The sequence below is a fragment of the Streptomyces sp. NPDC047453 genome (genome assembly GCF_040643155.1).
Taxonomy (GTDB): domain Bacteria; phylum Actinomycetota; class Actinomycetes; order Streptomycetales; family Streptomycetaceae; genus Streptomyces.
Genome location: NZ_JBEYTS010000002.1, coordinates 216,776 through 242,511, shown reverse-complemented (window position 1 = coordinate 242,511; position 25,736 = coordinate 216,776). Strand labels below are relative to the sequence as shown.

Annotated in this window: 19 protein-coding genes and 1 pseudogene; 9 read left to right on the top strand and 11 right to left on the bottom strand. The window is 71.6% G+C overall.

Translation table 11 applies throughout. The annotated features are described in order from the left end of the window. Positions 1-52 precede the first annotated feature (52 nt). Both ABZ818_RS03440 and ABZ818_RS03435 read right to left on the bottom strand, forming a co-directional pair. Entirely contained in the window at positions 53-781 is a 729-nt protein-coding gene (locus ABZ818_RS03440) for a hypothetical protein (RefSeq protein WP_361410088.1), read from the bottom strand. A 38-nt stretch (positions 782-819) separates the two neighbouring features. Next, a complete protein-coding gene (locus ABZ818_RS03435; RefSeq protein WP_361410086.1) occupies positions 820-1,167 on the bottom strand; it encodes a hypothetical protein in 348 nt (115 codons plus the stop codon). Positions 1,168-1,332: 165 nt separating this feature from the next. Here ABZ818_RS03435 and ABZ818_RS03430 point away from each other — a divergent pair, with 165 nt between their 5' ends. Together ABZ818_RS03430 and ABZ818_RS03425 are read left to right on the top strand one after the other, a co-directional pair. Next, complete coding sequence (locus ABZ818_RS03430) at positions 1,333-3,372, top strand: histidine kinase (RefSeq protein WP_361410083.1); 2,040 nt, start codon at positions 1,333-1,335, stop codon at positions 3,370-3,372. Next, a complete protein-coding gene (locus tag ABZ818_RS03425; protein WP_361410080.1) occupies positions 3,369-4,010 on the top strand; it encodes a response regulator transcription factor in 642 nt (213 codons plus the stop codon). The genes ABZ818_RS03430 and ABZ818_RS03425 overlap by 4 nt, the downstream gene beginning before the upstream one ends. A gap of 25 nt (positions 4,011-4,035) precedes the next feature. Here the strand turns inward: ABZ818_RS03425 and ABZ818_RS03420 are convergent, their stop codons facing one another. Continuing rightward, positions 4,036-6,750: an AAA family ATPase gene (locus ABZ818_RS03420; RefSeq protein ID WP_361410077.1), complete on the bottom strand. Its 2,715-nt coding sequence runs from the start codon at positions 6,748-6,750 to the stop codon at positions 4,036-4,038. A gap of 540 nt (positions 6,751-7,290) precedes the next feature. Between ABZ818_RS03420 and ABZ818_RS03415 the strand changes: the two genes are divergently transcribed. Continuing rightward, the gene (locus ABZ818_RS03415) at positions 7,291-9,183 is read left to right on the top strand and encodes a CocE/NonD family hydrolase (protein ID WP_361410074.1); all 1,893 of its coding nucleotides are present in this window, start codon (positions 7,291-7,293) and stop codon (positions 9,181-9,183) included. 141 nt (positions 9,184-9,324) lie between these two features. Here ABZ818_RS03415 and ABZ818_RS03410 read toward each other — a convergent pair whose 3' ends face one another. Continuing rightward, positions 9,325-9,555 (bottom strand): hypothetical protein, encoded by a 231-nt coding sequence (locus ABZ818_RS03410; protein ID WP_361410071.1) that lies wholly within the window; start codon positions 9,553-9,555, stop codon positions 9,325-9,327. A gap of 820 nt (positions 9,556-10,375) precedes the next feature. On the opposite strand from ABZ818_RS03410, the pseudogene ABZ818_RS03405 reads away from it, so the two are divergent. From ABZ818_RS03405 to ABZ818_RS03395, 3 genes and pseudogenes are all read left to right on the top strand, one after another. Beyond that, positions 10,376-11,233, top strand: a pseudogene (locus ABZ818_RS03405) (lysozyme); the annotation flags it as partial. A gap of 72 nt (positions 11,234-11,305) precedes the next feature. Further along, a complete protein-coding gene (locus ABZ818_RS03400) occupies positions 11,306-11,689 on the top strand; it encodes a peptidoglycan-binding protein (RefSeq protein WP_361410484.1) in 384 nt (127 codons plus the stop codon). Positions 11,690-11,754: 65 nt separating this feature from the next. Continuing rightward, positions 11,755-12,534: a D-Ala-D-Ala carboxypeptidase family metallohydrolase gene (locus ABZ818_RS03395; protein ID WP_361410068.1), complete on the top strand. Its 780-nt coding sequence runs from the start codon at positions 11,755-11,757 to the stop codon at positions 12,532-12,534. A gap of 36 nt (positions 12,535-12,570) precedes the next feature. Here the strand turns inward: ABZ818_RS03395 and ABZ818_RS03390 are convergent, their stop codons facing one another. Together ABZ818_RS03390 and ABZ818_RS03385 are read right to left on the bottom strand one after the other, a co-directional pair. Continuing rightward, positions 12,571-13,737 (bottom strand): permease, encoded by a 1,167-nt coding sequence (locus ABZ818_RS03390; protein ID WP_361410065.1) that lies wholly within the window; start codon positions 13,735-13,737, stop codon positions 12,571-12,573. A gap of 93 nt (positions 13,738-13,830) precedes the next feature. Further along, positions 13,831-14,436, bottom strand: coding sequence for a class I SAM-dependent methyltransferase (locus ABZ818_RS03385; protein WP_361410062.1), 606 nt, complete (start codon positions 14,434-14,436; stop codon positions 13,831-13,833). Between the two features lie 491 nt (positions 14,437-14,927). Here ABZ818_RS03385 and ABZ818_RS03380 point away from each other — a divergent pair, with 491 nt between their 5' ends. Continuing rightward, entirely contained in the window at positions 14,928-17,141 is a 2,214-nt protein-coding gene (locus tag ABZ818_RS03380) for a discoidin domain-containing protein (RefSeq protein ID WP_361410059.1), read from the top strand. 355 nt (positions 17,142-17,496) lie between these two features. Continuing rightward, positions 17,497-17,817: a hypothetical protein gene (locus ABZ818_RS03375; RefSeq protein WP_361410056.1), complete on the top strand. Its 321-nt coding sequence runs from the start codon at positions 17,497-17,499 to the stop codon at positions 17,815-17,817. Between the two features lie 15 nt (positions 17,818-17,832). Here the strand turns inward: ABZ818_RS03375 and ABZ818_RS03370 are convergent, their stop codons facing one another. From ABZ818_RS03370 to ABZ818_RS03360, 3 genes are all read right to left on the bottom strand, one after another. After that, positions 17,833-19,338 carry an APC family permease gene (locus tag ABZ818_RS03370; protein ID WP_361410053.1) on the bottom strand — a complete coding sequence of 502 codons (1,506 nt, stop codon included), beginning with the start codon at positions 19,336-19,338 and terminating at the stop codon, positions 17,833-17,835. A 135-nt stretch (positions 19,339-19,473) separates the two neighbouring features. Beyond that, the gene (locus ABZ818_RS03365) at positions 19,474-20,841 is read right to left on the bottom strand and encodes an aspartate aminotransferase family protein (RefSeq protein ID WP_361410050.1); all 1,368 of its coding nucleotides are present in this window, start codon (positions 20,839-20,841) and stop codon (positions 19,474-19,476) included. Positions 20,842-20,912: 71 nt separating this feature from the next. After that, entirely contained in the window at positions 20,913-22,385 is a 1,473-nt protein-coding gene (locus ABZ818_RS03360; RefSeq protein WP_361410048.1) for an aldehyde dehydrogenase, read from the bottom strand. A gap of 267 nt (positions 22,386-22,652) precedes the next feature. On the opposite strand from ABZ818_RS03360, the gene ABZ818_RS03355 reads away from it, so the two are divergent. Further along, positions 22,653-23,270, top strand: coding sequence for a TetR family transcriptional regulator (locus tag ABZ818_RS03355; RefSeq protein ID WP_361410045.1), 618 nt, complete (start codon positions 22,653-22,655; stop codon positions 23,268-23,270). Between the two features lie 48 nt (positions 23,271-23,318). On the opposite strand, the gene ABZ818_RS03350 is transcribed toward ABZ818_RS03355, so the two are convergent. Both ABZ818_RS03350 and ABZ818_RS03345 read right to left on the bottom strand, forming a co-directional pair. Beyond that, positions 23,319-24,245 carry a LysR family transcriptional regulator gene (locus ABZ818_RS03350; protein WP_361410042.1) on the bottom strand — a complete coding sequence of 309 codons (927 nt, stop codon included), beginning with the start codon at positions 24,243-24,245 and terminating at the stop codon, positions 23,319-23,321. Positions 24,246-24,299: 54 nt separating this feature from the next. Continuing rightward, the gene (locus ABZ818_RS03345) at positions 24,300-25,703 is read right to left on the bottom strand and encodes an MFS transporter (RefSeq protein ID WP_361410039.1); all 1,404 of its coding nucleotides are present in this window, start codon (positions 25,701-25,703) and stop codon (positions 24,300-24,302) included. Positions 25,704-25,736: the final 33 nt, after the last annotated feature.

Sequence of the window (25,736 nt, the reverse complement as noted above, 5' to 3'; positions counted from 1 at the left end):
CGGCCGTCCCGCAGGCCTTCTCAGGCGGGGCCGACAGTCCCCCAGGGCCCTCTCAGGCGGGGCGGCCGGGTGCCCGGTCGAAGTCGTCGTCACTCATGCGCAGAAGCGCCCAGCCGGCCCCGGCGAAGCCGGCCGCGGCGACCAGCAGGCCGGCGCCGGACGCGATGTGCCCCGGCATGAAGGGGTGGGTGAAGCCGCCCAGCGCCAGGGCGATGCCCGCCCAGGCCGGCGCGGCGCCGCTGCGCCACAGGGCGAGGCCGAGCAGCAGCAGCCCGAGGACGATGCCGATGATGAACAGCAGGCCGCCCGTCAGGGCCAACGGGTCTTCCTCCAGGGCCTTCTGAAGCGCGGCCACGGTCGTCACGTCGAGGCCGTTCTTCGCCGTCGTGTACGCGAGCAGGTCGCCGCCCTGGTTCAGGGGGAAGCCGGCCAGTTGGCCGAGGAGTGCCAGGAGCGCGCCGGCGGTGGTGAGCCGGGGCGCGCCCCGGCGGGACACCCAGATCACGGCGAACGTCGCCGGAATCAGCAGGACCAGGAACGGCACACCGAGGTACTGGGTGAGACGGGCCTGGTCGAGGTGGCCGGTGTAGGCGGTCACGGTGTCCTCGAACGACGAGCCCCCGTCGACGGGATTGAGTATGTAGCTGAGTCCCATGCCGGTCATCGGCAGCGGGGCGACGACGGCGAGCAGGACGCGCCAGAACCCTCGTACGTCTTTCAGCGGCTTGGGCTGCTGCGGCGAGGCCGCCTGGGTCGGCTGAGTGCCGGTGTCGGACTGCATGGTGGAACCTCCGTTCCGGTGGGGAGGGGTGAGGGTGATCAGCTCGCCTGCGGCGTCTTCGCCGGCCGGCCGACGGCGTACGCGAGGGCCAGGCCGGTGCAGGCGGCGCTGAGGACGAGGCCGATGACGGCGCCGTCCCAGCTGCGGACGAGGGCGACGACCGCGCCGACCAGGTTGAGCGCGCCGATGGTGAGCACGGCGGGCCCGGCCCAGGCGGCGGAGCGGAGCAGGGCGATCGCGGCGACGACGCCGATGACGCCGAGCAGGCTGATCAGCCAGGCGGCCGCGGCGGGGATGCCGTTGCCCCCGTCGTCGAGGGCGATCGGAAGGTTGAGCAGCGACATGGCGAGGGTCGCGATGGCGGCGGTGCGGCGGATGGTCCTCATGGCGGCCTCCTGGATACGGCGATTGCCGGACCAGCGTCGGGCGCGCCGGGATCCCCGGCCCAGGGCTCGCCTTCCCGGGTCGGCGCCGTCGCGTCCGCCGCCGGACGCTCCGTTTCCCGGGCGGACCGGGAAGGTTTCCCGGAAACCCGGGAAACGCGGCCGTTGATGGCGCCGGACGCGGATCGGGATACTCGCCGTATCGACACTCCGCGCGGACACCGGACCCGGGACGGCGGCCGATGGGCCGCCGCGACGCTGGCGGCTGTCCTCGTCGGGGTGGGCTTCCTGCTGTGGTGGCTGACGGCGGGGCATCCGATGCCGGACTCCGGCGGGTCCCCGGCCTGGGTGGAGCCGCTGGTCACGATGATCGCGTACGGGGTGACGGGGGCCCTGCTCATCGACCGCCGTCCGGACCTGCCGTTCGGGTGGCTGCTCGCCGGGGCGGCCGTGCTGGTCGTCGTGCAGGTGCTGGCCCTGCCGCCGGCGTACGCGGCCGTCCTGGACGGCGACCGCGGCGTCCCGGCGCGCTGGGGGCTGACCGCCGGGACCTTCGCCTTCGCGCCGGTCGCCGCGCAGGGTCTGATCAACATCCGGTTCCCGTCCGGGCGACCGGCCGGCCGGTGGAGCGCGGTCCTCGAGAAGGTGATCATCGCCTGCACCGTGCTGGTCATGGTGGGCGGGCTGCTCGGCGGCACGACCCTGCGGGACGTCGGCGACGGCGTGACCGGCCTCTCCCACCCGCTCACCGGCGGGAGCGCGATCGGCCGGATCGCCGACGCGGCGACCCTCCTGGCGCCCGTGGTGGTGCTGCTCGGCCTGATGGCGGGCATCGGTGTCGTGGTGCGGTTCGCCCGGGCCGAGGGCGTCGCCCGCCAGCAGTTGAAGTGGCGTGCGGTCGGCGTGATCGTGTCGCTGGCGCTGTTCCCACTCGCCGTCACCGAGCAACTGCCGTCGCTGACGAACAGCGTGGACGCGGTCGTGTTCGTCCTGACCCTGGCCCTTCCGGTACTGCGCTACCGGCTCTGGTCCATCGACACGATCCTGCGCCGCTCCCTGGTCTACGGCGCGATCACCGCCGCCCTGGTCGTCGGCTTCGCCGTGCTGACGGGGCTGGCCACCCGCGTGGTCTCCCGGCAGGTCGCGGCCCCGGTCGCCGCGGCGGCCGTGGCGCTGTCCTTCGTGCCGCTGCGCGACCGCACGCAACACCTGGTGGACCGCCTCTTCTACGGCGGCCGTCAGGATCCGTACCGCACGCTGCGGGACCTCGGACAGCGGCTCAACGCCGTCCCGGGCGGCGACGCGCTCGGCTCGTTCGGCCACGCGGTGGCGTCCGCGCTGCGGCTGCCGTACGTGGCCGTCGAGCGCGCCGACGGAACCCCGGTCGCGTCCTACGGCACACCGGTCGAGCCGCTGGAACGCCGGCCGCTGCTGTACGAGGGCCAGATCGAGGGCTACCTGGTCGCGTCGGCCCGGCGCGGCGAGGAGGGCTTCGACGACCGCGACCGCGGCCTGCTGTCCGACATCGCCGGCCAACTCGGTCTGGCGCTGCACACCCGGACCCTCACCGCCGAGCTGCTGCGGTCGCAGCAGCGCCTGGTCGCCGCGCGGGAGGAGGAGCGGCGGCGGCTGCGCCGTGAACTGCACGACGGCCTCGGTCCGGTGCTCACCGCCATCGGCCTCACCCTGGACGCCGCCCGGGCTCGGTTGGATTCCGATCCTCCCGCGGCCGACACCCACATCGCCGAGGCCCGCGAGGCCGCCGCCCAGGCGCTGGCGGACCTGCGCAAGGTGGTGCACGGGCTGCGCCCGCCCAGCCTGGACGACCTCGGGCTCGCCGGAGCGCTGCGCTCGCAGGCCGACCGGCTCACGGCGGGCTCGCCGCTGCGGGTCACCGTCGAGGCGGGCGAGCTGCCCGACCTGCCGGCCGCGGTCGAGGTCGCCGCCTACCGCACCGCCGTCGAGGCGGTCACGAACGCGGTGCGCCACAGCGACGGGCGGCAGTGCCGCGTACGCCTGGACGCCTCCGCGCGGGAGCTGGTGCTGCGGGTGGGCGACGACGGTACGTCCGCCGGTCCGTGGCTGCCCGGCGTCGGCGTGACCGCGATGCGCGAACGCGCCGCCGAACTGGGCGGACGCTGCCAAGCCGGCCCCGGCCCCGACGGCGGCGCCGTCACCGCCCGGTTCCCACTCCCGGAGACACCATGATCCGCGTCCTCCTCGCCGACGACCACCCCCTGGTACGCCAAGGAATGCAAGCGGTCCTCGACACCGTCGACGACATCGAGGTCGCCGGTGAGGCCGGGGACGGCCTCGAAGCCGTCCGCCGGGCCGTCGAGTTGCTGCCCGACGTCATCGTGATGGACCTGCAACTGCCCGGGCTGCACGGCATCGAGGCCACCCGGCAGATCCGGACCCGGGTGCCGGACGCGGCCGTGCTGGTCCTGACGATGTTCGAGGACGACGCCACGGTCTTCGCCGCCGTCCAGGCCGGCGCGCTCGGCTATCTCGTCAAGGGGGCCGACGGAGCGGACATCGTCGCCGCCATCCACGCCGCCGCGGCCGGGCAGCCGGTCTTCGGCGCGGCACTGGCGGGCCGGCTGCGGACCTGGTTCGTATCGCCGCCGCCGCAGGACGGCCCGTTCCCCGAACTCACCGCTCGCGAGCGGGACATCCTCGACCACCTCGCGGCCGGGCTGTCCAACGCGGAGATCGGCCGCCGCCTGCACCTGTCCGGCAAGACCGTGGCGAACAACGTCTCGGCGATCCTGGCCAAGCTGCACCTCACCCAGCGCAGCCAGGCCATCGTCCGGGCGCGCGACGCCGGTCTGGGCCGCCCGCGCTGAGAACCCCCCTCTTTTCCGCGCCGGTTCAGCTGTGCTCCGCGGCGCTCGCTCCGCGCCGCGCCAACGGGCGTGTCCCATTGAGCCGCAGTCTCACCGCGGCCAGCTCGGCACGGCCCCGCTCGGCGAGGCGGTCGGCACCGCACTCCTCCGCCAGCTCGACGCCCTCGGACAGAAGCCCGGTCGCCCGGTCCGTGCCGCCGCCGCGCCCCAGTTCCGCGCCGAGGTCGACAAGGGCCTCGGCGTACGCGTGCCGGCTGGGGGATCGGCGCAGTATCTCCACCGCGCGCTCCCGCAGGGGCAGCGCCTGCCCGTCCTCGGCCACCGCCGCGCTGAAGCTCAGCGCCTCGCCGATGGCGGTGGGCGTGCCGTAGCGCTCGGCCCGCCGCAGCATCTTCGCCGTGAGGGCGCGGGCACGCGCGGGGTCCTCCTCGGCGACGGCGAGGGCGAGGTGTCCCGCCCAGGGGCACCAGGTCGGATTGACGATGCCCTTGGCCTCCAACCGCGCTCCGGCAGCGGTGAGTTGGGCCTCGGCCTCCTTGCGCAGGCCACGGGCGAGAAGCAGCCGCCCGTAGACCGTCTGGGAGTCCGGGAAGACCACCGCGGTCAGGTACGGGGGCGCGAAGTCGTACGTCCTGGCGACCCGCAGCGCCTCCTCCACGCGGCCCCGGGACAACAGGACGTCCACCAGCAGCCCCACGGCGTACCACCGGGCGGGCACCCGGTCGCCCACCCGCTCGGCCAGGCGCACGCCCTCGCGTGCGCACTCCTCCGCCTTGACGAGCATCCCGCGCCGGAACCAGACCAGGCCGAGGAGCGTGAAGCCGAAGGAGAGGTGGGCACCGCTCCAGCCGACCTGCTCGCACTCGGCGATGGCCGAACTGAACAGCTCCTCCGCACGGTCGCATTCGTCGGCGTACATATAGCTGAGCGCGGCCACGCTGGGCAGTTCGAAGCCCCAGTCCGGGTCGGTGTAGCTCAGCCCCATCGCGCGTGCGGCGACGTCCAGCGTGTCCGTGGCCGGTTCCCCGCGCAGCATCGCGTCCCAGGTGCGGACGCAGAGCAGGGCGCGCTCCTCGATGGCCTCTCCGGGCAGGTCCTCGACGAGCCGTGCGAGCCGGCGGGAACGGTCGGACGCCTGCTCCTCGTGCGCGTCGAAGACCAGCCACAGGTAGTGCGCTACCTGCATGCGCAGTCGTGCCCGTGGGGAGTGGGACCGGGCCACCTCGGCGCCCGCGACGGTGGCCGCCTTGGCGAGCTCGTCGTTGTGGGCGAACACCTGGGCCAGCCGGAAGGTGGCGTTCTCCCTCAGCTCGGGGTCGAGGAAGGGCTGTTCCAGAGCCGCGGTGAGGTGATTGACCGTGGTCGCGGGAGCGGTGAGCAGGGCGGAGCAGCCGAGTTCGTAGAGCACGCCCGCACGGTCCTCGGGGGCGGGAGGTTCGCGCAGTGCGCGTTCCAGGCAGCGCCGGGCCGCGTCGGGCGCGCCCAGCCGGAGGTTCTCGCGGGCGGCGGCGCGCAGTTGCCGGACGGTGTTGGGGTCACCCTCGGGGTGGGTCTCGAGCAGGTGCCGGGCGGCGGCGGTGGTGCCCAGGCCCGCGTCGGCGACCGCCCAGGCAGCCTGACCGTGCAGCCCGGTGCGTGTGGTCGGCGGGATGGCCTGGTACACGGCGGTGGCGATGAGCGGGTGGATGAACTCGAGGGTGCGGGTGCCGGTGAGGATACGGGCGACACGCAGCCGGTCCGCGGCGGACTGCGCCTCGGCCGGGGGCAGTCCGGCCACCGAGGCGGCCAGTTCCGCGGAGATCTCGGTACCGAGCACCGCGGCGGCCCAGGCGAGCCGGACGGCGGCGTGGCCGAGCCTCTCCAGGCGTTTGATCAGGCCGGTGCCCCGCGCGCTCGCGGCGAGTTCCCCCAGCAGGGAGGCCGACTCCGCGTCCGGGGCGAGACCCCGGTCCTGGACCTTGGCGATCAACTCGACGGCCTCGTAGGGGTTGCCGCCGGTGACCACCCAGCACTCGCGGCAGAAGAAGTCGTCGGCCTCCGCTCCGAGCGAGCCCCGCACCAGTCCGGCCACTGCCTCCGGGCTGAGGGCGTGCAGCGGGATCGGGCGTGCGCTGCGGCCGTCGATCAGTTCGCGGAACGTCTGCGCCTCGGCCGGCACCTCGTCCGGGCGGTAGCCGACGACCACCAGCACGGGGAGTTCCCGCGCTCTCACCGCGAAGGCGGAGAGCCAGGCGAGAGACTCCAGGTCGCCCCAGTGGGCGTCGTCGAGGACGATCACGACCGGTGCCCGGCGCACGGCCACCTGGGTGACGACCCAGTCCAGACCGTCCCGGACGCCCTGCGGGTCGGGGCCGGCGGTACCGGTCTGCTGAGCGAACAGGCCGACGGCCGGTCCGGCGATCTCGTACCACCCGCCGAATATCTCGCGGCGCTCGGCCTCGGTGCAGGAGGCGAGGACGGGCTGGAGCAACTGACGTACGACGTGGAAGGGGACGGTGTGCTCCTGCTCGCTGCCCCGGGCGGACAGCACGGTACAGCCACGCGCGGCGGCCATGCGCCGGATCTCGGTCAGCACGGTCGTCTTGCCCAGTCCGGCGGCGGCGCTGAAGAACAGCAGCCCGCCCCGCCTGCCTTCGCCGTTCCCCCCGCCCGCACAGATCCCCTCCACCGCTTTCCGAGCGGCGGTCACCTCGTTCTCGCGCTCGTACAGGGGCCTCCCCAGCCGATCGCGTCCATCCACGATGGTGGTCCTCTCGGTGCGCTGCCGTTCCGACACTCCGTTACCCCTGATCTGCCGGTATGCCGGGAAGCCTAGCGAAACGCACACGAGGACTGCACAGTTGCGTGCGAATTGGTTGCGGACGGCCGCGAGAGGGTACTCACGCCGAAACCCGATGCCCCGTCAGGAGCCGAAATGGCCGAAAACAGCTCGGGGTGCTGCGTCAGGCCGGCCGGGTGCGCCGGATGTGACCGGCCGGAAAACGCTCGCCGCCGGTGCGGACGGCACGCCGGACGGCGTCCATCAAGGGCGATTCACCGCCGGCCGACGTCTCCGCGCGCCGAGCCGGTCCAGGACCACGTCGGCAACACACCAAACACACAACCCCGTTGACTCGTTTCAATGATGATCATAGAGTCCGACGCCGACGGCCTCGGCCCGCGCCCGCGATCCGGCTTTCCGCATGGGTGCGACCCCCCTCACCGCTCTGACGGTGGGTCAGGGGCCGTGCTCGACCGCACCACCTGCACCGCCCCGTACCTGACACTCCGGGAGGAGCAAGTGAACAGACGTCGCACGGCCATCACGGCCGCCTCGGCACTCGTCACCACCTTCGCGCTGACCGCCGCGCTCGCCGGCCCCGCCACCGCGGTGCCCGGCGCCGCGGACCAGACCGCCGCGGACCAGACCCGGACGGGGGCGGTCGCCACCGCGACCGACTCCGTCACCCATGAGGAGAACGACCGCGTCCCGAAGGGCTCGCTCTGGACGCAGCACTACTTCCCGTCCTCGGACGGCTCCGACACCGAGCTGCACGCCGACGTCCTGCTGCCCGAAGGACTGGCCCCGGGCAAGAAGGTGCCCGTCATCCTGTCGGTCGGCCCCTACTTCGGGCACTCCGGGCAGACCGGTCCCGAGGGCTGGAAGCACACCGGCCCCTCGTCCCGCTTCCAGGACTTCGTCGAGGGCACCGACCTGTTCGCCCAGGGGTACGCCTTCGTCATGGTGGACCTGCGCGGCTTCGGCGGCTCCACCGGCTGCCTCGACTGGGCCGGTCCCGGCGAGCAGGCCGACGTCAAGGCAGCGATCGACTGGGCGGCGAAGCAGCCGTGGAGCACGGGCGCGGTCGGCATGTACGGCAAGTCGTACGACGCCGTCACGGGCCTGATCGGCAACAACCTGGGCCAGAAGGCCCTCAAGGCCGTCGTCGCCCAGGAACCCGTATGGGACATGTACCAGTACATCTACTCCAACGGGGTGCCCCGCCCGAACGTCACCGGCACCGCCAACGCCTACAACTCCATCGCCACGATTCCCCAGATGGCGGACGACGACGCGCGTTACCTGGCCAACGCCCAGTGGGAGAAGACCCACCCGGAGTGCCTCACCCAGAACTCGGCCGGGTACAAGATCGCGGACCAGTGGGACAAGCACTGGACCGACCGTGACCTGGCGAAGATGGCCAAGGGCACCAAGACCCCGCTGTTCGTCACCCAGGGCTTCATCGAGAACAACACCAAGCCCGAGGAGATGCAGGAGTACCTCGACAACCACGTGGGCCCGCAGCGCGGTTGGCTCGGCCAGTGGGAGCACGTGCGCGGCGGCGACCGCACCAGCGACGGGCGCCTGTCCATGGGCCGCGAGGGCTGGTACGACGAGACTCTCTCCTACTACGACGAGTACCTCAAGGGCATCAAGCCGAAGGTCAAGTACCCGGCCTACGTCGTCGAGGACTCCACGGGTGCCTGGCGCGCCCAGAACACGTGGCCGGTCGTGAAGCGGTCCGTCACCCTCCCGCTCGGCAACGGCTCGTACCTGGACGACGGTGGCGCCTCGGGCCGCGCGGCCCTGGCCGCGGCCGGCGAGCCGACGGCGCAGACGCTCGGGAAGCCGTCCGGCCAGTGGGACATGGAGAACGCGCCCGCTACCGACCAGGCCGCCCCGAAGGGCCTGGCCAGGGGGCTGGCGAAGCTCCAGAAGGACGGCAAGGTCACATCGAGCTTCTTCGTGTGGTCGAAGCCGGTCGGACAGTCCGTGCGCCTCACCGGCACCCCGCAGGTCTCGCTGACCGCCAAGGGTGAGGGCAACGTCATGCTCAAGCTGTACGACGTCGCCCCGAACGGCAAGGCCGTCATGTTCGACGAGCAGGTCTCCCTGCTGCGTTCGGGCCGGATGACCGTCGATCTGAAGGCGACCGACTGGACCCTGGCCGCGGGTCACGTCCTGGCCGTGGAGATCGGCTCCATCCAGACCGGCTCCTGGCGTGCCACGCCGTCCGGCCAGACGGTCGAGGTCAAGGGCGCGCAGCTCAGGCTGGCCCTGGACGACCCGGCCCGCGACACCGCCACCGCCGGCGCCCGTTCCCCGTTCCTGGACACCTACCTGCGCCAGTACACGGTGAACCTGCCCGCCGGTCCCGCCTCGTTCACGGTGACCCCTGGCGGCCACCTCTGAGCCGAGCGGCAACACACGACGAGGGTCCCAACCGCCAAGGCTGGGGCCCTCGTCGGCGTATCGACGGGCGGTCTTCGCGAGACCGCCCGCGACCGGCGTTGTCAGGTGGCCCGGGTTCCCGGCGAGCCGGGCGGGGACGCCTCAGCCCAGGCCGTGCGCCCGCTTGTACTCCAGCGCGTAGGCGAGCTTCCCGGGCTTGGCGTCGGAGTACGGCCTGCTCAGCTTGTTGAACTCGCCCTTGTTGACCGCGCTGCCGTCGTTCCACCGCTCCAGCGCGCCGAGTTCGGCGGCGGTGAAGCCGCTGTCGACGACGGCGCCCTTGGGCAGCGCACGATGCTGTCCGCCGTCTCCGCCCCGACGGGGAGTTCGCACGTGAACGACGACGGGTCGTCAAGTCGTGCGCCGGGCAACACGGTTGCCGCGGCGGATCGGCCGTCGGCCTCGCACCAGTCGTCGAACTTCTTGTTGATCGCGTCCTTGCCGAGGGTGTAGCGGCCGAGCTTGTAGTACACCTCGTCGTAGCCGAGCGACGGCTGGGTCGGGTGCACGTCGCCGATGCGGACGTCGAGCAGGTCACCGGGCTGGGCGCAGGGGTACCGCGAGAACTCCGTGCTGCGGTTGTCGTGGCCGCAGAACGACGGCCGGGTGCCCGGAGCACCGGGTGCGGCGGCGGCGACCGGCGCCAGCGCGGCGACGCCGGACCCGATGACGGCGAGGGCCACTCCGAGGGCCGAGGCCCGGCGGGGCGGAGATCCGAAGCGCATCACACCTGCTCCTTGCGATATGGGGAATGTCGACGGTCAGCGTGTGGCCGATCACCCAATGCACTGGATCGCCCCGGGTGACATCCGGCGGAGCCGTAGGTGAACAATTCACCGCCAACCGGCTTCCGTACGGCGCTTCCTGCCGGATCTCCGCACGCGCCGCTCAAGAACCGCCACCCGCAATTCAACTTTTCACACCTTCGAAGGTGTTGCGAGCATGTCAACACATCCCTTACGTTTACGCGCGTCAACCCGACCTGTGCGCCGTGGAGTTGACCACGTGCCCGGCACCTGCTGATCCCCCACCGCGACCGGTTCTCACCCACCGCTCACAGCTCCGACGCTCCACTCCCGACCGTCGATGGCCGTCACCACGGCCAACCCGGCCCAAGCGCATCGCAGTGTCCCTCCACATCTCTGGGAGCACCATGCCTTCAGCCACCCCCTCGCGGTTCAGACCCGGCAACACCGGTACCGGCCCGCGCCGGACGTTCGCCCGTGCGGCCGGGCTGCTGGCCGCCGCCCTGACCCTGCTGGTCCTGCCCGGCACCGCCCCGGCGACGGCCGCCGGCGCCCCCGGGACCTCCACCGGGACCCCGGTGCGCATGACGCACCCGGACCAGGACCACGCCGGATCCGGACTCCAGCGCCTGGGCGCGGCATCACTGTCGGCCGCCGCCCCGCTCGCCGTCAGCACGGGTCCGGCCGGTCTCGACGTCAGCGGCTACCAGGGCAACGTCGACTGGACGTCCGTCAAGAACAAGGGCGCCGCCTTCGCCTACGTCAAGGCCACCGAAGGCACCACCTACACCAGCCCCTACTACTCCCAGCAGTACAACGGCGCGTACAACGCCGGACTGATCCGCGGCGCCTACCACTTCGCGCTGCCCGGCAACTCGAGCGGTGCCGCGCAGGCCGACTGGTTTGTCAGCCACGGCGGCGGCTGGACCGCCGACGGCAAAACGCTGCCGCCCGCCCTGGACATCGAGTACAACCCCTACGGGGCCACCTGCTACGGGCTGAGCCAGAGCGCGATGGTCTCCTGGATCCGGGACTTCAGCAACCAGGTGCGCACCAAGGTCGGGCGCTACCCGACGATCTACACCACCACCGACTGGTGGACCACCTGCACCGGCAACAACAGCAGCTTCGGGGCCACCAACCCGCTGTGGATCGCCCGTTACGCCTCCAGCCCCGGCACGCTGCCCGCCGGCTGGTCGGCCCAGACGATCTGGCAGTACGCCGACTCCGGAACCTTCCCCGGCGACCAGGACACCTTCAACGGCACCCTCACCGACCTCCAGGCCTTCGCCAAGGGAGGCGGCTACAACCCTCCGCCGACCGCCAGTTGGCCCACCGTGAAGCAGGGGGCCTCCGGTGAGCGGGTCAAGTCCGTCCAGTACCTGCTCAACGCGCACGGTTCCACGTTGACGGTGGACGGCGCGTTCGGGCCGGGGACCGACTCGGCGGTGCGTTCGTTCCAGTCCGCGCACGGCCTCGGCGTGGACGGCATCGTCGGACCCGCCACCTGGCAGGCCCTCATCGTCACCGTACGGCAGGGTTCGTCGGGACCCGCGGTCCAGGCGGTGCAGAGTCAGCTCAAGGCGCGCGGTTCCGCGTTGACGGTCGACGGCGCGTTCGGGCCCGCGACCGACTCCGCGGTGCGTTCGTTCCAGTCCGCGCACGGCCTCGCCGTGGACGGCATCGTCGGTGCCAACACCTGGCAGGCCCTGGTCGCTTGACCTTCGGGGCGTCGTCACCCGTAGTCACCCGCAGTCACAAACAGTCACCAAAGGAGGAGACTTCCATGAACCTGGCACGACACCCCCAGCGAAGCATCGACCGCCGCACCCTGTTCCGGAGCGCGGCGGGCGTGACGGCCGCGCTCGGCGTGGCGGCGGTCACCGGCGTCGCCACGGCGGGCACGGCCTCGGCCTACGGCTGGAGCCGTACCCTCCAGCAGGGCGCCTCCGGCTCCGACGTGGTGGAGCTCCAGATCCGCGTCGGCGGCTGGGCCGCCAACAGCGCCTCCCAGACGTACGTCGCCTGGGACGGCGCCTTCGGTCCGGGCACGGCCGCCGCCGTCCAGCGCTTCCAGTCCGCCTACGGCCTGGGCGCGGACGGCATCGTCGGCCCGCAGACCCAGAGCGTGCTCAACAGCCTGGAGGCCGGCGACGGCTCGACCGCCCACTTCAACTTCAGCGAGTTCTACTCCAAGGACGGCTCCGGCTTCAACAACGGCAAGGTCGGCTCCGCGACAGTCAAGGAGAACGTCCGTCGGCTGATGTACAAGCTGGAGGCGGTGCGCAAGAAGGCCGGCAACAGCGCGATCACGATCAACTCCGGCTTCCGGAGCATCGCGCACAACGCCGCCTCGGGCGGCGCGTCCAACAGCATGCACCTCTACGGCGTCGCCGCCGACATCGTCGTCTCCGGCCACAGCACCCTGCAGACCTACCGGATCGCCGAGACCTGCGGCTTCTCCGGCCTCGAGGCGTACACGCACTCGTGGCAGCACGTCGACAGCCGTGTCCAGTACGCCTCGTACGGCTCCGGCTCGTGGTGGTGGGAGAGCGGCGTGGTGTGACCCACCCGCCCAGGCACAACCGGCCCGTCCGCGCCGTCATGGCACGGACGGGCCCGTCCGGTCGTGGCCGGTGTTCGGTGAGCCGCCCATCATGCGCAGCATGGACAGCCCGCCGGTCCGCCAGAACCGCACCAGAAGCAGCGCGGCGAGGAGGAGGAAGGCGATGTTGAGCCAGGTGGTGTAGTTCCATCTGATGCCTTCCATGGGGAGCCTCGCGTCGGCCTGGTCGGGGATCAGGCCCAGGCCACCGAAGACGAATTCCACGACGTAACCGGCGACGACCATCGCCAGGTAGAACGTGCCCAGCAGGAAGACGGCCATCCGGGCGCCGTAGTACTTCCGGTAGATGTTGAGGATGGGCAGGATCAGCAGGTCGGCGAAGATGAACGCCACCACGCCGCCGAAGCTGATGCCTCCCTTCCACAGCACCACTGCCAAGGGCACGTTGCCGATCGAGCACACGAACGAGGCGATCGCCACCAGCGGGCCGATGACGGGGCCCCACAGCTTGGCGGCGAGCGGGTGGCCCTCGAAGAAGAAGGTGCGCCAGAACGAGTCCGGGACCCAGGCGGCGACGGCGCCGGCGATCAGCAGGCCGACCACCAGGTCGCGCAGGATCGCCGCCCATTCCATGACGAAGACGTGGCTGACTGCGGTGAAGCCCTCGCGGGAGACCAGACGCCGGGTGAAGGAGCCCTCGCGCCGCACGGACATGTCCATCGCCGCGTGGCCCTCCATCGACCCGGCCAGGCCCCGTTCCGCCTGCTCGCGTGCCTGGCGCAGCAGCCTCTCGCGCAGGAACAGCCGGAAGAGGACGGCCAGCAGGATGATCATGACGGGCCCGCCGACGAACTCGGCGGCGGTGAACTGCCAGCCCATCAGCAGCGCGAGGATGACGCCGAGCTCGACGACGAGGTTGGTGGAGGCGATCTCGAACGCCATCGCCGCGGTGAAGTCGGCGCCCTTGCGGAACAGGGAGCGGGCCAGGGCCACCGCGGCGTAGGAGCAGGACGAGGACGCCACGCCGAGCCCGGCGGCGGCGGCGAGGGTGCGGGGACGGTCGTCGCCGAGCAGTGCGACGACGGTGGACTTGCGGACCACGGCCTGGACGACCGCGGACAGGGCGAAGCCCAGGATCAGGGCCCAGGTGATCTCCCAGGTCATGGACCCGGTGATCGACAGTGCGTGCAGTACGGCGTGCATCCGTGCAGCCTTCCCTGCAAGGCGCGGCACACGGCCGAGGGACACGCCCGCCGCCGGGGTCGGGACGGCGGGGACCGGACTACGAAGCCCTCGTCACCTGCGGTGGACGCTGACGGCATAGCCGCCGCCGTCATAAGGGTCGGCGTCCCAGGTGGCGAAGCGGTCGACGAGGGTGAGGCCGGCCGCGACGCAGCAGTCGTCGTACTCGGACAGGGTGATGCCGGGCGGCACGGGCAGGTGGGCTTCGTCCAGGCCGAAACCGGCGACCAGCAGACCGCCCGGACGCAGGGCGGCGGCCAGGCGCTCGACCACGGCGGCCTCGGTGCCGGCGGCGAGCAACGGGAAGATGTTGCCCGCGGCGACCACGAGATCGAAGTCCGCCGCGATGCCGAGCAGGTCCGGCTCGAACGTGGCCAGATCGGCCTGGAACCAGGGCAGCTCCGGCGCCTGCTTCCGCGCCACCGCCAGCATTGACGCGTCGAGATCCACCCCGGCGCAGTCGTACCCCACTTCCGCGAGCCGGATCATGACCCGCCCGGTACCGCACCCGGCGTCCAGCACCCGCGCCCCGACAGGCACGAGAGCGGCACAGAACCGCGCCTCACCGTGCGTGTCCTTGCCACTTCGGGCGAGCGCCGCGAACCGCGCGGCGTAGTCCTCGCCGGACGTCCCCCCGGTCAGTTCCCTCCAACGGCTCATGCGGCCCACTATAGGTCGGCCATGTGCCACCCCAAGAAGCGACCGCCCTCGCGGAACACGCGGCGAGGACTCGACCGTAAGGCCGTGCGGGCCGACCGGCGGGACAGGGGGCCGATCACTGAGAAGGCGGTCGACGCGGCCATGGCGTGCCCGGAGTGGCCGGCTGTCACAGACGTCGACGGCGATGGGAGAGCGCTCTGCTGCCCTGGGGGTGTTGAGCCCTTGACGCGCGGGTGTCAAGGCATGCCACAGAAGGATCAGCACTGTTCCCCCGGCCTCACTTTCTGAACACCACCTCCCCACAGGTGGGCACGGGTGCCGTCAGCGCTTGAAAAGTTTCCCGTGTCCGGGGGCTTGCCCACCCCTCGGTCTCATCAGTTAAATCAAGATGTGAACTAAGCAGCGCAGGCGTGGAGTTGAGCTTCCGCACGCCATGTGCGCCGCCCCGCCCTCCTCGCGAACACTCGCCCATCGCATCCGCAGGGACCCGTATGAGACTCCGATCCTTGGGTGTCGCGCTCGCCGCAGCGGCAGCGCTCATCGCCCTTCCCGCCACCCAGTCGCCGGTCGCCGCGGCGGCCGGGACTCCGCTGTCCCAGGGCAGGACCGCCACGTCGCCGTCCGGCCAGAGCGCCGGCGCCGCGGCCGCCTGCGGCACCGGCAACGCCGCCCTGGGCAAGCCCGCATCGGCCTCCTCCACCGAGAACGCGGGCACCCCGGCCTCCGCCGCCTTCGACGGAGACCCGGGCACCCGCTGGTCCAGCGCCTTCTCGGACCCGCAGTGGGTGCAGGTCGACCTCGGCTCGGTCCAGAACCTGTGCAAGGTGGACCTGACCTGGGAGACCGCCTACGCCAAGGAGTTCCAGATCCAGGCCTCCGCCAACGGCCAGAGCTGGACCACGCTGAGGAGCGTCACCGGCGCGACCGGCGGCACCGCCTCCTACGACGTCAGCGGCTCGGGCCGCTACCTGCGCGTCCACGGAACGGTCCGCTCGACCGGCTACGGCTACTCGCTCTGGGAGGTCGCCGTCCACACCGAGTCGTCCGACGGCGGCACCCCGCCCGTCCAGGGCGGCGGCGACCTGGGGCCGAACGTCATCGTCGTCGACCCCTCCACCCCCAACCTTCAGCAGAGGTTCGACCAGGTCTTCGCCCAGCAGGAGTCCAACCAGTTCGGCGCCGGCCGCTACCAGTTCCTGCTCAAGCCGGGCACCTACAACGGGATCAACGCCCAGCTCGGCTTCTACACCTCGATCTCCGGGCTGGGCCTCAACCCCGACGACACCCAGATCAACGGTGACATCACCGTCGACGCGGGCTGGTTCAACGGCAACGCCACCCAGAACTTCTGGCGTTCGGCGGAGAACCTCGCCATCAGGCCGTCGCACGGCGACGACCGGTGGGCCGTCGCCCAGGCCGCGCCGTTCCGCCGCATCCACGTCCAGGGCGGCCTCAACCTCGCCCCGAACGGATACGGCTGGGCCTCCGGCGGGTACATCGCCGACTCGAAGATCGACGGCACCGTCGGACCGTACTCACAGCAGCAGTGGTACACCCGCGACAGCTCGGTGGGCGGCTGGACCAACGGCGTGTGGAACATGACGTTCACCGGAGTACAGGGCGCGCCGGCGACCGACTTCGCCACCGGCTCGTACACCACGCTCGACACCACGCCGATCTCACGCGAGAAGCCGTTCCTCTACCTCGACGGCAGCACCTACAAGGTCTTCGCACCCGCCAAGCGCACCAACGCCCGCGGTGTGTCCTGGCCGGCCAACGCGGGCAGCTCCCTCCCGCTCGACCAGTTCTACGTCGTCAAGCCGGGCGCTACCGCCGCCACCATCAACCAGGCACTGTCCCAGGGCCTCAACCTCCTGTTCACGCCCGGCGTCTACCACCTCGACCGGACCATCGACGTCACCCGCGCGAACACCGTGGTGCTCGGACTCGGCCTCGCCACCCTCGTGCCCGACAACGGCGTCGACGCGATGCACGTCGCCGACGTCGACGGCGTCCGGCTCGCCGGATTCCTGATCGACGCGGGCACCGTCAACTCGGACACCCTCCTGAGGGTCGGCCAGCCCGGCTCCTCCGCCGACCACTCCGCCAACCCGACCACGGTGCAGGACGTGTTCGTCCGCATCGGCGGCGCGGGCCCCGGCCTCGCGACCAACTCGGTCGTCGTCAACAGCAACAACGTCGTCATCGATCACACCTGGCTGTGGCGCGCGGACCACGGCAGCGGCGTCGGCTGGAACACCAACCGGGCCGACTACGGCCTGCGGGTCAACGGCAACGACGTCCTCGCCACGGGCCTGTTCGTCGAGCACTACAACAAGTACGACGTCTACTGGAACGGAGAGCGCGGCCGGACGATCTTCTTCCAGAACGAAAAGGCCTACGACGTCCCGAACGCCGCCGCCATCACCCACGACGGCATCGTCGGCTACGCGGCCTACAAGGTCGCCGACACGGTCAACACGCACGAGGCCTGGGGGCTGGGCAGCTACTGCAACTTCACCGCCGACCCCACGATCGTCCAGGCCCATGGATTCCAGGTGCCGGTCAAGTCCGGGATCAAGTTGCACGACATTCTGGTGATCTCCCTCGGCGGCCAGGGCCAGTACGCCCACGTCGTCAACAACACGGGCGCGCCCACCTCGGGAACGAGCACCGTGCCGTCCAAGGTGGTCCAGTTCCCCTGACCGGGGACGGATGACCGGCCCGAACCGGCGCAAGCACGCGGCGAGTCACCCACCGGTGGCTCGCCGCCTGCCTTGGCAGGAACCGGGCTGCATTTCGGGCCGCCCCGGCCGCCTCCCCCTCGGAACCCGCGCCCCCGCCGCCGTCCCCGGCGGAGGGACGGCCGGCGGACCAGTCCGAGGCCGGGGAACAGGGCAGCAACTCCCTCCGGGACTCCTACACCTGCCCCTGGCAGACCTACGTGGTGGACAGGCCGTCGGCGCGTTCACCGGACCGCCCGCGCCGGCGGACGGCTCCCCCGACCGGGCCACGCTGGTCGGCCTGGACAGCGGAGAGTGCGGCACCTCTCCGACCACCGTGAAAGCCGCAGCCGACCTCGACGGGAACGCGGACTTCGCGACCGTGCGCCACTCGGGAGGGCCGTCCCTCCCGCAGGAGATCACCGGCGGCCGGACCGTGAGCATCGCCCTCACCGTGTCGACCGGCGGCGCCGACTGCGTCTGGATGCCGGAGCTCGTCCGGGCCAAGGACGGCGAGGTGAAGACGACCGAGTTCCGCATCGGCGGCAGGGACTTCCACACCGTGGCGACCGACGGACTGCCGCGGCCGGCCTGGAAACAGGACCTGCACACCCGGCAGTGGTCGGTGACCGTCTTCCACGAGTCGATCCTGCGCTGAGCCCTGCGCGCGTCGTCAGGAACCGGCCCCGTCGGCCGCGCCCGCCACGGCGTCCTCGCGGCGGGCCGCCAGTACCCCGACGACCCCGACGACCAGCAGTACGGCGACGGTGCCGAGGGTGAAGGCTTCGAACGAGGTACGCGAGACACCCCAGACGTCGTGGAAGACGTAGTCGATGCCGAAGAGGTGTTCCAGGACTCCGGGGAAGAGCGCCGACCACGATCCGATCAGGATCCAGGCGTAGACGAGTGCCGCGCAGAGCAGGAAGCCGCGGCTGCCGAAGGGGACGCTGTAGGGCCGCGGGACGTCCGGCCGGCGGATCCGCAGCAGGACCAGGGCGGGAATGACGACCAGGTAGGACAGCAGCAGGGTGGTGACCGCGACGGTGAGCACCACGGCGAACACGTCGGCCGCGTCGCCGTTCGCGAGCCGCATGGCGGCCAGCATGAACACCGTGGCCACGGCTCCGGAGAGCAGGTTGGTGCGCACCGGTGTACCGAGCCGCGGGTGGAAGGCGCCGAGGGCGCGGGTGAAGAAGCCCCCGTCTGCGGCGGCCATCGCCTGCATGCGGTCGCTGACGATCATCCAGGCGCTGCCCTGGGTGAGCAGGGCGAAGACGAACATGACGGCGGTGAGCTTCAGCAGGGGGCCGGCCGCACCGCCGTAGACGCTGAAGACGAGGCGGGCGCCCTCCATGAAGCCACCGATGCCGGTGACCTGCTGCTTGGGTACGACGGCCAGGAGGGCGAGGACCGGCAGCAGATAGCAGCAGGCCGCGACGGTCGCGGAGCGTCCTAGTGCGGCGGGCACGTCGCGCTGCGGGTCGTGCATCTCCTCACCGGCGGCGTTGGGTGCTTCGAAGCCGACATAGGCGAACAGCAGGATCGGCACCAGGGCGAGGAAGCCGGCGGTCGTCGGGGTGAAGCGGGTGTCGGTCAGGCCCTGGAAGCCGTGCCGCGCCCCGTAGAGCACAGCCGTGAGGGTGAACACCGTGAGGGCGAGGACCTTCGCCGCCGCGCCCGCGGTGGTGATCCATTTGCCGCGGCGCAGGGAGACGACGGCCGTGAGAATGGCGATCCAGACGAACAGCAGCTTGAAGGTGTAGTCGGCCACCGTGCCCGAGCCCAGGTGGAAGACGAAGCCGTCCCAGGTCTGCGCGGCGAGGAAGACCAGTGAACCGCCCAGCCAGACGGGGTTGGTGACCCAGTAGAACAGGGTCGTGAGCGCGGCCGCCGGACGGCCGAGGGCGAGCTTGACCCATACGTACGGGCCGCCTTCCTGGGGGAACGCGGCGCCGGTCTCGGCGAACAGCAGGGCGTAGGGAACGAGGAAGAAGAGGGCCATGACCGCCGTCCAGGTGGCGGCCTCGCCGCCGCCGGTGGCGATCTGCCCGACGGTGTCGAAGGAGATGACCGCGGCGATGGCCATGGCGGTGATGTCGAAGCGCTTGAGGCTGCGTTGCAGGGCGCCGGCCGCGGGCTGGGTGTCGCGTGGTTCGGTCGTCGAGAGGTTGGAGGACACGGGCAGTTCCTAGGAGGGAGAGGAGTAACTGCGAGGGGGCGCGTACGGGCGCCGTGACGGCGTGGAGTCCGTGTCGGGTGGTGCTGGGCTGCTGGGCGAGGAGGCCCGGTCGCGGGCCGGGCCTCCCCCTGGGCGTCAGGCGGCGCGGATCTCGCCGGTGGGCTCGGTGCGCTCCAGGACGCCGCGCAGCGCGAAGGCCGCTTCCTTGGCCTCGGCCTCGGTCATGATCAGCGGCGGGGACAGCACCAGGCTGTGTGCGGAGTCGCGCACGATGACGCCGGTCTCGCGGCGGATGACGTCGTGGGGCATCCGGTCGGGGTTCAGCGGCAGGGGTGCGCGGGTGGCGCGGTCCTGGACGAGTTCGACGGCGAGCATCATGCCGACCGAGCGGATTTCGCCGACGATCGGCAACTCGCCCAGCTGGGCCTCGAGTTCGCCGTGGAGGAAGGCACCAAGGCTCGTCGCGCGGGCGAGCAGGCCCTCCTTCTCGATGATGTCGAGGTTGGCGGTGGCGACCGCGGTGGCGACGGGGTGCCCGTTGTAGGTGTAGCCCATGGGGAAGCCGTGGTCGCGCAGCAGGACCTCGGCGACGTGGTCGCCGACCAGGAGGGCGCCGAGCGGGACGTAGCCGGAGGTGATGCCCTTGGCGGTGACGATGATGTCCGGGGTGACGCCGAAGTACTGGGCGGCGAACCACTCGCCGACGCGGCCGTAGGCGGTGACCACCTCGTCGAAGATCAGCAGGATGCCGTGCCGGTCGAGGACCTCGCGCACCCGGGGCCAGTAGTCGGCCGGCGGGACGAGCATGCCGCCGACGCCCATGATGGGTTCGCCGATCATCGCGGCGATGTTCCGCGGGCCGATCTGTGCGATGCGCTCCTCCAGTTCGCGGATGAGGAAGTCGGTGACCTGCTCGGGGCTCAGCGGCTGGTCGCCGTAGAGCTCGGAGCGGTACGGCCACGGGGGCGTGAGGTGGGAGACGTGCGGCATCATCGGGGCGAAGCCCTCGTGGTAGACGGGGAAGCCGGTGGCCGAGCCGCCGCCGTAGCCGATGCCGTGGTAGGCCTTGCTGCGCGCCAGGATCCAGGTCCGGCTGCTCTCCCCGCGCCGGTGGTGGTAGTAGCGGGCCATCTTGATGGCCGCCTCGTTGCCCTCGGAGCCGCCCGAGGTGAAGTAGACGTGGTTCAGGGGGTCGGGGGCGATGGCGGCGAGGCGTGCGGCGAGTTCGATCGCGCGCTCGTTGGAGAACTCCCAGAAGCTGGTGAAGTACTCCAGCTTCTTCATCTGCTCGTGGGCGACGTCGGCCAGGTCCGTGCGGCCGTGGCCGACCTGGGCGAGCCAGAGTCCGCCGGTGGCGTCGAGGTAGCCGCGGCCCTCGGTGTCGGTGAGGCGGCAGCCGGAGCCGGAGGTCATGACGACGCGCTCGGTGGCGGTGCCCGGCAGGTAGGGGTGGATGATGTGCGCTCGGTCCAGCTCGATGAGGTCGGCGGCGTTGCTGGTCATGAGGGGGTGCGTCCTTTGCTCGGTGCCGGTGGTGGGTGTGGTGGCCGGGAGGCCTGGTGTCGCCGGCGCGGTCAGCCGTAGGCGATCCAGGTCGTCTTCAGGCCGGTGTACTTGTCGAAGGAGTGCAGGGAGAGGTCACGGCCGTGACCGGACTGCTTGAACCCGCCGAAGGGGGTGAACGGGCTGAGCGCGTCGACGGTGTTGACGGAGACGGTGCCTGCCTGGAGGGCGTCGGCGACGCGGTGGGCCCGGCCGAGGTCCCGGGTCCACACGGACGCGGCCAGTCCGTAGGCGGAGTCGTTGGCGAGGCGGACCGCCTCGTCCTCGTCGTGGAAGGGCAGCACGGTCAGCACGGGGCCGAACAGTTCCTCCCGGACGAGCGGGGCGTCGGGTCCGAGGCCGGTGACGACGGTGGGGTCGAGGTAGGCGCCGTCGCGGTCGGGTCGCGTGCCGCCGCACACGAGCGTGCCGCCCGATGACCGCAGGGCTTCGAGGACGCGTTCCACCTGGGCCTCGTCGACGAGCGGCCCGAGACGGGTCGCGGGATCGAGCGGGTCGCCCGGCAGCCGGCCGCGGGCGTGCTCGGCGACCCTGGCCGTGAACTCCTCGGCGACGGAGGCCTCGACCAGCAGGCGGGTGTTGGCGGAGCACACCTGGCCCGAGTTGTAGACGAAGCCCCAGGCGGCGCGTTCCGCGGCGGCCTCCAAGTCGGCGTCGGCGAAGACCACGTTGGGGCTCTTGCCGCCGGCCTCGGGCCACACCTGCTTCATGTTCGACTCGGCCGAGTAGGCGAGGAACCGCTTGGCCACGGCGGTGGAGCCGGTGAAGACCAGGGTGTCCACGTCCGGGTGGAGACCGAGAGCACGCCCGGTCGTCTCCCCCGGGCCGGGGACGACGTTCAGTACGCCGTCGGGAAGGCCGGCCCGCGAGGCGAGTTCGGCCAGCAGCAGCGCCGACAGCGGTGACTGCTCCGCCGGCTTCAGCACGACGCTGTTGCCCGCGGCCAGGGCGGGCGCCAGCTTCCAACTCGCGATGTCGAGGGGGAAGTTCCAGGGCACCACCGCGCCCACGACGCCCAGCGGGGCGCGGCGCACGAGGGCGAGGTTCCCGGGCGGGGCCGGGGCGACCTCGTCGTAGAGCTTGTCGATGGCCTCCGCGTACCAGGCGAAGACGCCGGCCGCGCCGGGCACGTCGGTGCCGTGGGACTCCGCGATGGGCTTGCCCATGTCGAGGGTGTCGCAGAGGGCGAGTTCCTCGCTGTTCTCCTCGATGAGGCGGGCGAGGGCGAGCAGGACCCGCTTGCGCTCGGCGGGTGCGGTACGCGACCAGCGGCCGTCCTCGAAGGAGGTGCGGGCCGCGGTCACGGCCCGGTCGACGTCGGCGGCCGAGCCGGCCGCCACATGGGCGGTGGTCTTGCCGGTCGCGGGGTTCACGGTCGGGATCCACTGGTCGTCGGCGGGGTCGCTCCACGCTCCGTCGATGAACAGGCGCGTGCGTGGCGTGAGGTCGGCGGCGCGCTGCCGCCAGTGGGCGTACGTCTGCATGCTGTGGCCTTCGATTGCGTCGTGGGACGTGGGCGAACCGGTGCCCGTTCGGATCGGGTGCGGCCTGGGCCGTCTCGATCGGGTGTGGCCCGGACCCTCTCAGGGGGCCGTCCGGAAACGGCGGGCGCGACGGGGCGGGCGGCTCGGCAGCGCGTGCCTGCACCGATTTCTTTGAGTCGAGATTCAAACAATAGGCGAACCGGCCGTCAATGCTTCTGACTGAAACTTCTTGCGAAGGCTGAGACGGGTATCAGAGAATTGGCCACCATGGGGAAAGCCGGTAGACCACGCAACCAGACGGCACGCAGGCAGGCCCTCGTCTCCGCCGCGGGACGGGCCATCGCGGAGCGCGGCCTGGAGGGCCTGCGCATCAAGGACATCGCGGACGCGGCGGGCGTCTCCCAGGGCTCGGTCCTGTACTACTACCCCGAGCTCGACGACCTCGTACTGGAGGTGCACCGGGGGGCGGTCGAGGGCTACCTGTCCTCGCGGCAGGGGGCCTACGACGAGGCACCCGCCGAGGATCCGGCGGCGCGGCTGCGGGCCCTGCTGCACAGCGGTCTGCCGAGCATGACGGAAGACCCGGTCCACGGCCTGCTGTACGAACTGCACCGGCGCGCCGGCCGCAGCCCCGGCCACGCCGAGCTGATGACCTCCCTCTTCGCCCGGGAGGTCGCCCTCTACACGACCGCCCTCGAGGTCGGCGCCGCGACCGGTGTGTTCTCCCTCGCCGCGTCGGCGCACGATCTGGCGCACGGGCTGGTGGCCCTGGAGGACGGCTACGGTCTGCACATCGTCAGCCGCAACGCGGCCCTGCGGCCCGACAGGGCCCGTGAGCTGATTCTGGCCCATGCCCGGGCGGTGACGGGCTGCGCCGGTCTGTAGGGCTCGGCGGGCGCCGCTCGGGTCCGTCCCCGGTGAGCGGCTGCCGGCTCAGACCTCGGCGGACCGGGCGGCGGCGATCTCGCGCAGCAGGTCCATCACCGCTCGGGCGCGGGCGGTCTGGGTCACGCCCTCCAGGGAGGCGATCCTGACTTCGAGCGGGGAGGCGTCCCGGAGCTGGAGTTCCGCGATCTCGCCGCCGCCGTAGGTCTGGCTGGTCGCCGGGCGCTGGTTGAGCACGGAGTAGCCGAGTCCCCGGGCCACCAGGGAGCGCACGGTCTCGTAGCTCTGGGTGCGGTAGCGGACGTCGGGCGCGGTGCCGGTGGCGGCCACCAGCGCGCGGAAGTAGTCGCGGCTGTGGGGAAGGTCCAGCAGGACGAGCGGTTCCGTGGACAGTTCGGCCAGCTCCACGCTGCCCTGACCGGCCAGCGGGTGATCGGCCGGGACGATGACATAGGCCGGGGCGCGGGCGATCGTCTCGCTGCGCAGGTCCGGCTCGGCCGACAGACCGAGGTGGTAGGTGAGGGCGAAGTCGATGCGCCCCGCCGCCAGGGCGTGGACGAGCTGGTCCGTCTCCGCCTCCACCACCTCGATCTCGATGCCCGGATAGCGTCTGGTGCACTCGCTGAACAGGTGGGGCAGGTAGTAGGGGGCCAGGGTCACGAAACAGCCGACGGCCACCGGCCCGGAGATGGTCTCGCCCTCTCCCCGGGCCTCCCGTTCGACCTCGCGGGCGCGGGCCAGCAGATCCCGCGCCTGTTGCTGGAGCCTCTCCCCGGCGGGTGTGAGGGTCAGCCCCCGGCCCCGCCGGCGGATGAACAGCTGCGCCTGGAGGTCGCGCTCCAGGTTGTGGATGGCCGCGGACACGGCGGACTGCGCGATGTGCAGCTCCGCCGACGCCTCCGTCATCGAACCGCGCTCGGCGGCGACGAGGAAATAGCGGAGCTGAACGAGCGTGAAACCCACTGGTGCCGTCATACGTGACCCTTGCGCCGGGCGATCCGTGTCGGTGCCGACCTTATGCGGCACGGTCTAGCGGACCTCGGCTGCGGCCGCTTCGGGCACGTCCTCGGCCACGTTCTCGGGCACGTTCTCGGACACGTTCTCGGGCACGTCCTCGGGGCGCAGCAGGGCGGAACCGGCGGTCTCCCGCAGGGACAGGGCGGCCACGAGACCGCCGGCGGCGAACACCATCAGGTACGGGCCGGGCACCAGGGTGCTGCCGGTCGCGGAGATGAGCACGGTCATCAGGTACGGCACGGTGCCGGCGAACAGGGCGGCGGTCACGTTGTAGGCGATGGACAGACCGCTCTGACGCGTGCGGGTGGGGAAGGTCTCCGCCGACCACACCGCGTACGTGCCGAGGATGGCCGCCAGGATCACGCCGAGCAGCAGACCGGCGATCCAGGTCCCGGCGAGCCCGGTCCGCATCAGGAGGAAGGCCGGGGTGGAGAGGACCAGCAGGGCCGCCGTCGCCCCGACGAACACCGGCTTGCGTCCCACCCGGTCGGACAGCAGGCCGAACAGCGGCACGAGCACCAGCCCCACCAGCGAGATCACCGTGGACAGCAGTGCGGCGCTGTCGGCCGAGTGGCCCAGGTGGTCGGTCTCATAGGTGACGAGGTAGGTCAGCACCGCGTAGAAGGGCACGTGCATGGCCGCCATCAGGCCCGCCGCCTGGAGCAGTTGCCGCTTGTGGGAGCGCAGCAGCTCTCGCGCGGGGCTGCGCGGGATGGAGTCGCTGGCTTCCAGCATCCGGTACTCGGGGGTGTCCTCGATCTTGTTGCGGATGATGAAGCCGATGACGCCCAGCGGCGCGGAGACGAGGAAGGGGATGCGCCAGCCCCAGGAGGTGAGCTGGCCGTCGTCGAGTCCCGTGGACAGCAGCAGGAAGACGAACGAGCCGGCGAGGAAGCCCAGCAGGGAGCCGACCTCCAGCCAGCTCACCCCGAATCCGCGACGGCGCCGGGGCGCGCTCTCGGCGAGGAAGCTCGCCGCGCTGCCGAACTCGCCGCCCGCGGCGAAGCCCTGGATCAGCCGCAGGAGCACCAGGAGCACCGGGGCGGCGATCCCGATCGACGCGTAGCCGGGCAGCAGGCCGATCGTCAGGGTCGCGCCGGACATCATGAAGATGACCAGTGACAGGGTGCGCTTGCGGCCGATCCGGTCGCCGAGTGGTCCGAACACCAGGGCACCGACCGGGCGGATGCCGAACGACACGGCGAACACACCGAACACGGCGAGCAGTCCGGTCGTGCTGTTCTCGGCCGGGAAGAACACGGTCGCAACGGTACTGGCGAGATAGGCGTAGGCAGCCCAGTCGAACCAGTGCACGAACACGCCGACGGCTCCCGCGGCGACGCTCCTGCGCAGTGCGACCGCGTCGGTGGCCGCCACGGCTTCGGTCGTCGTGGCGCCGCTGTTACGGGTGCGCATACGCACCTCCTTGTGGGGATGGGTGTCGAGCCG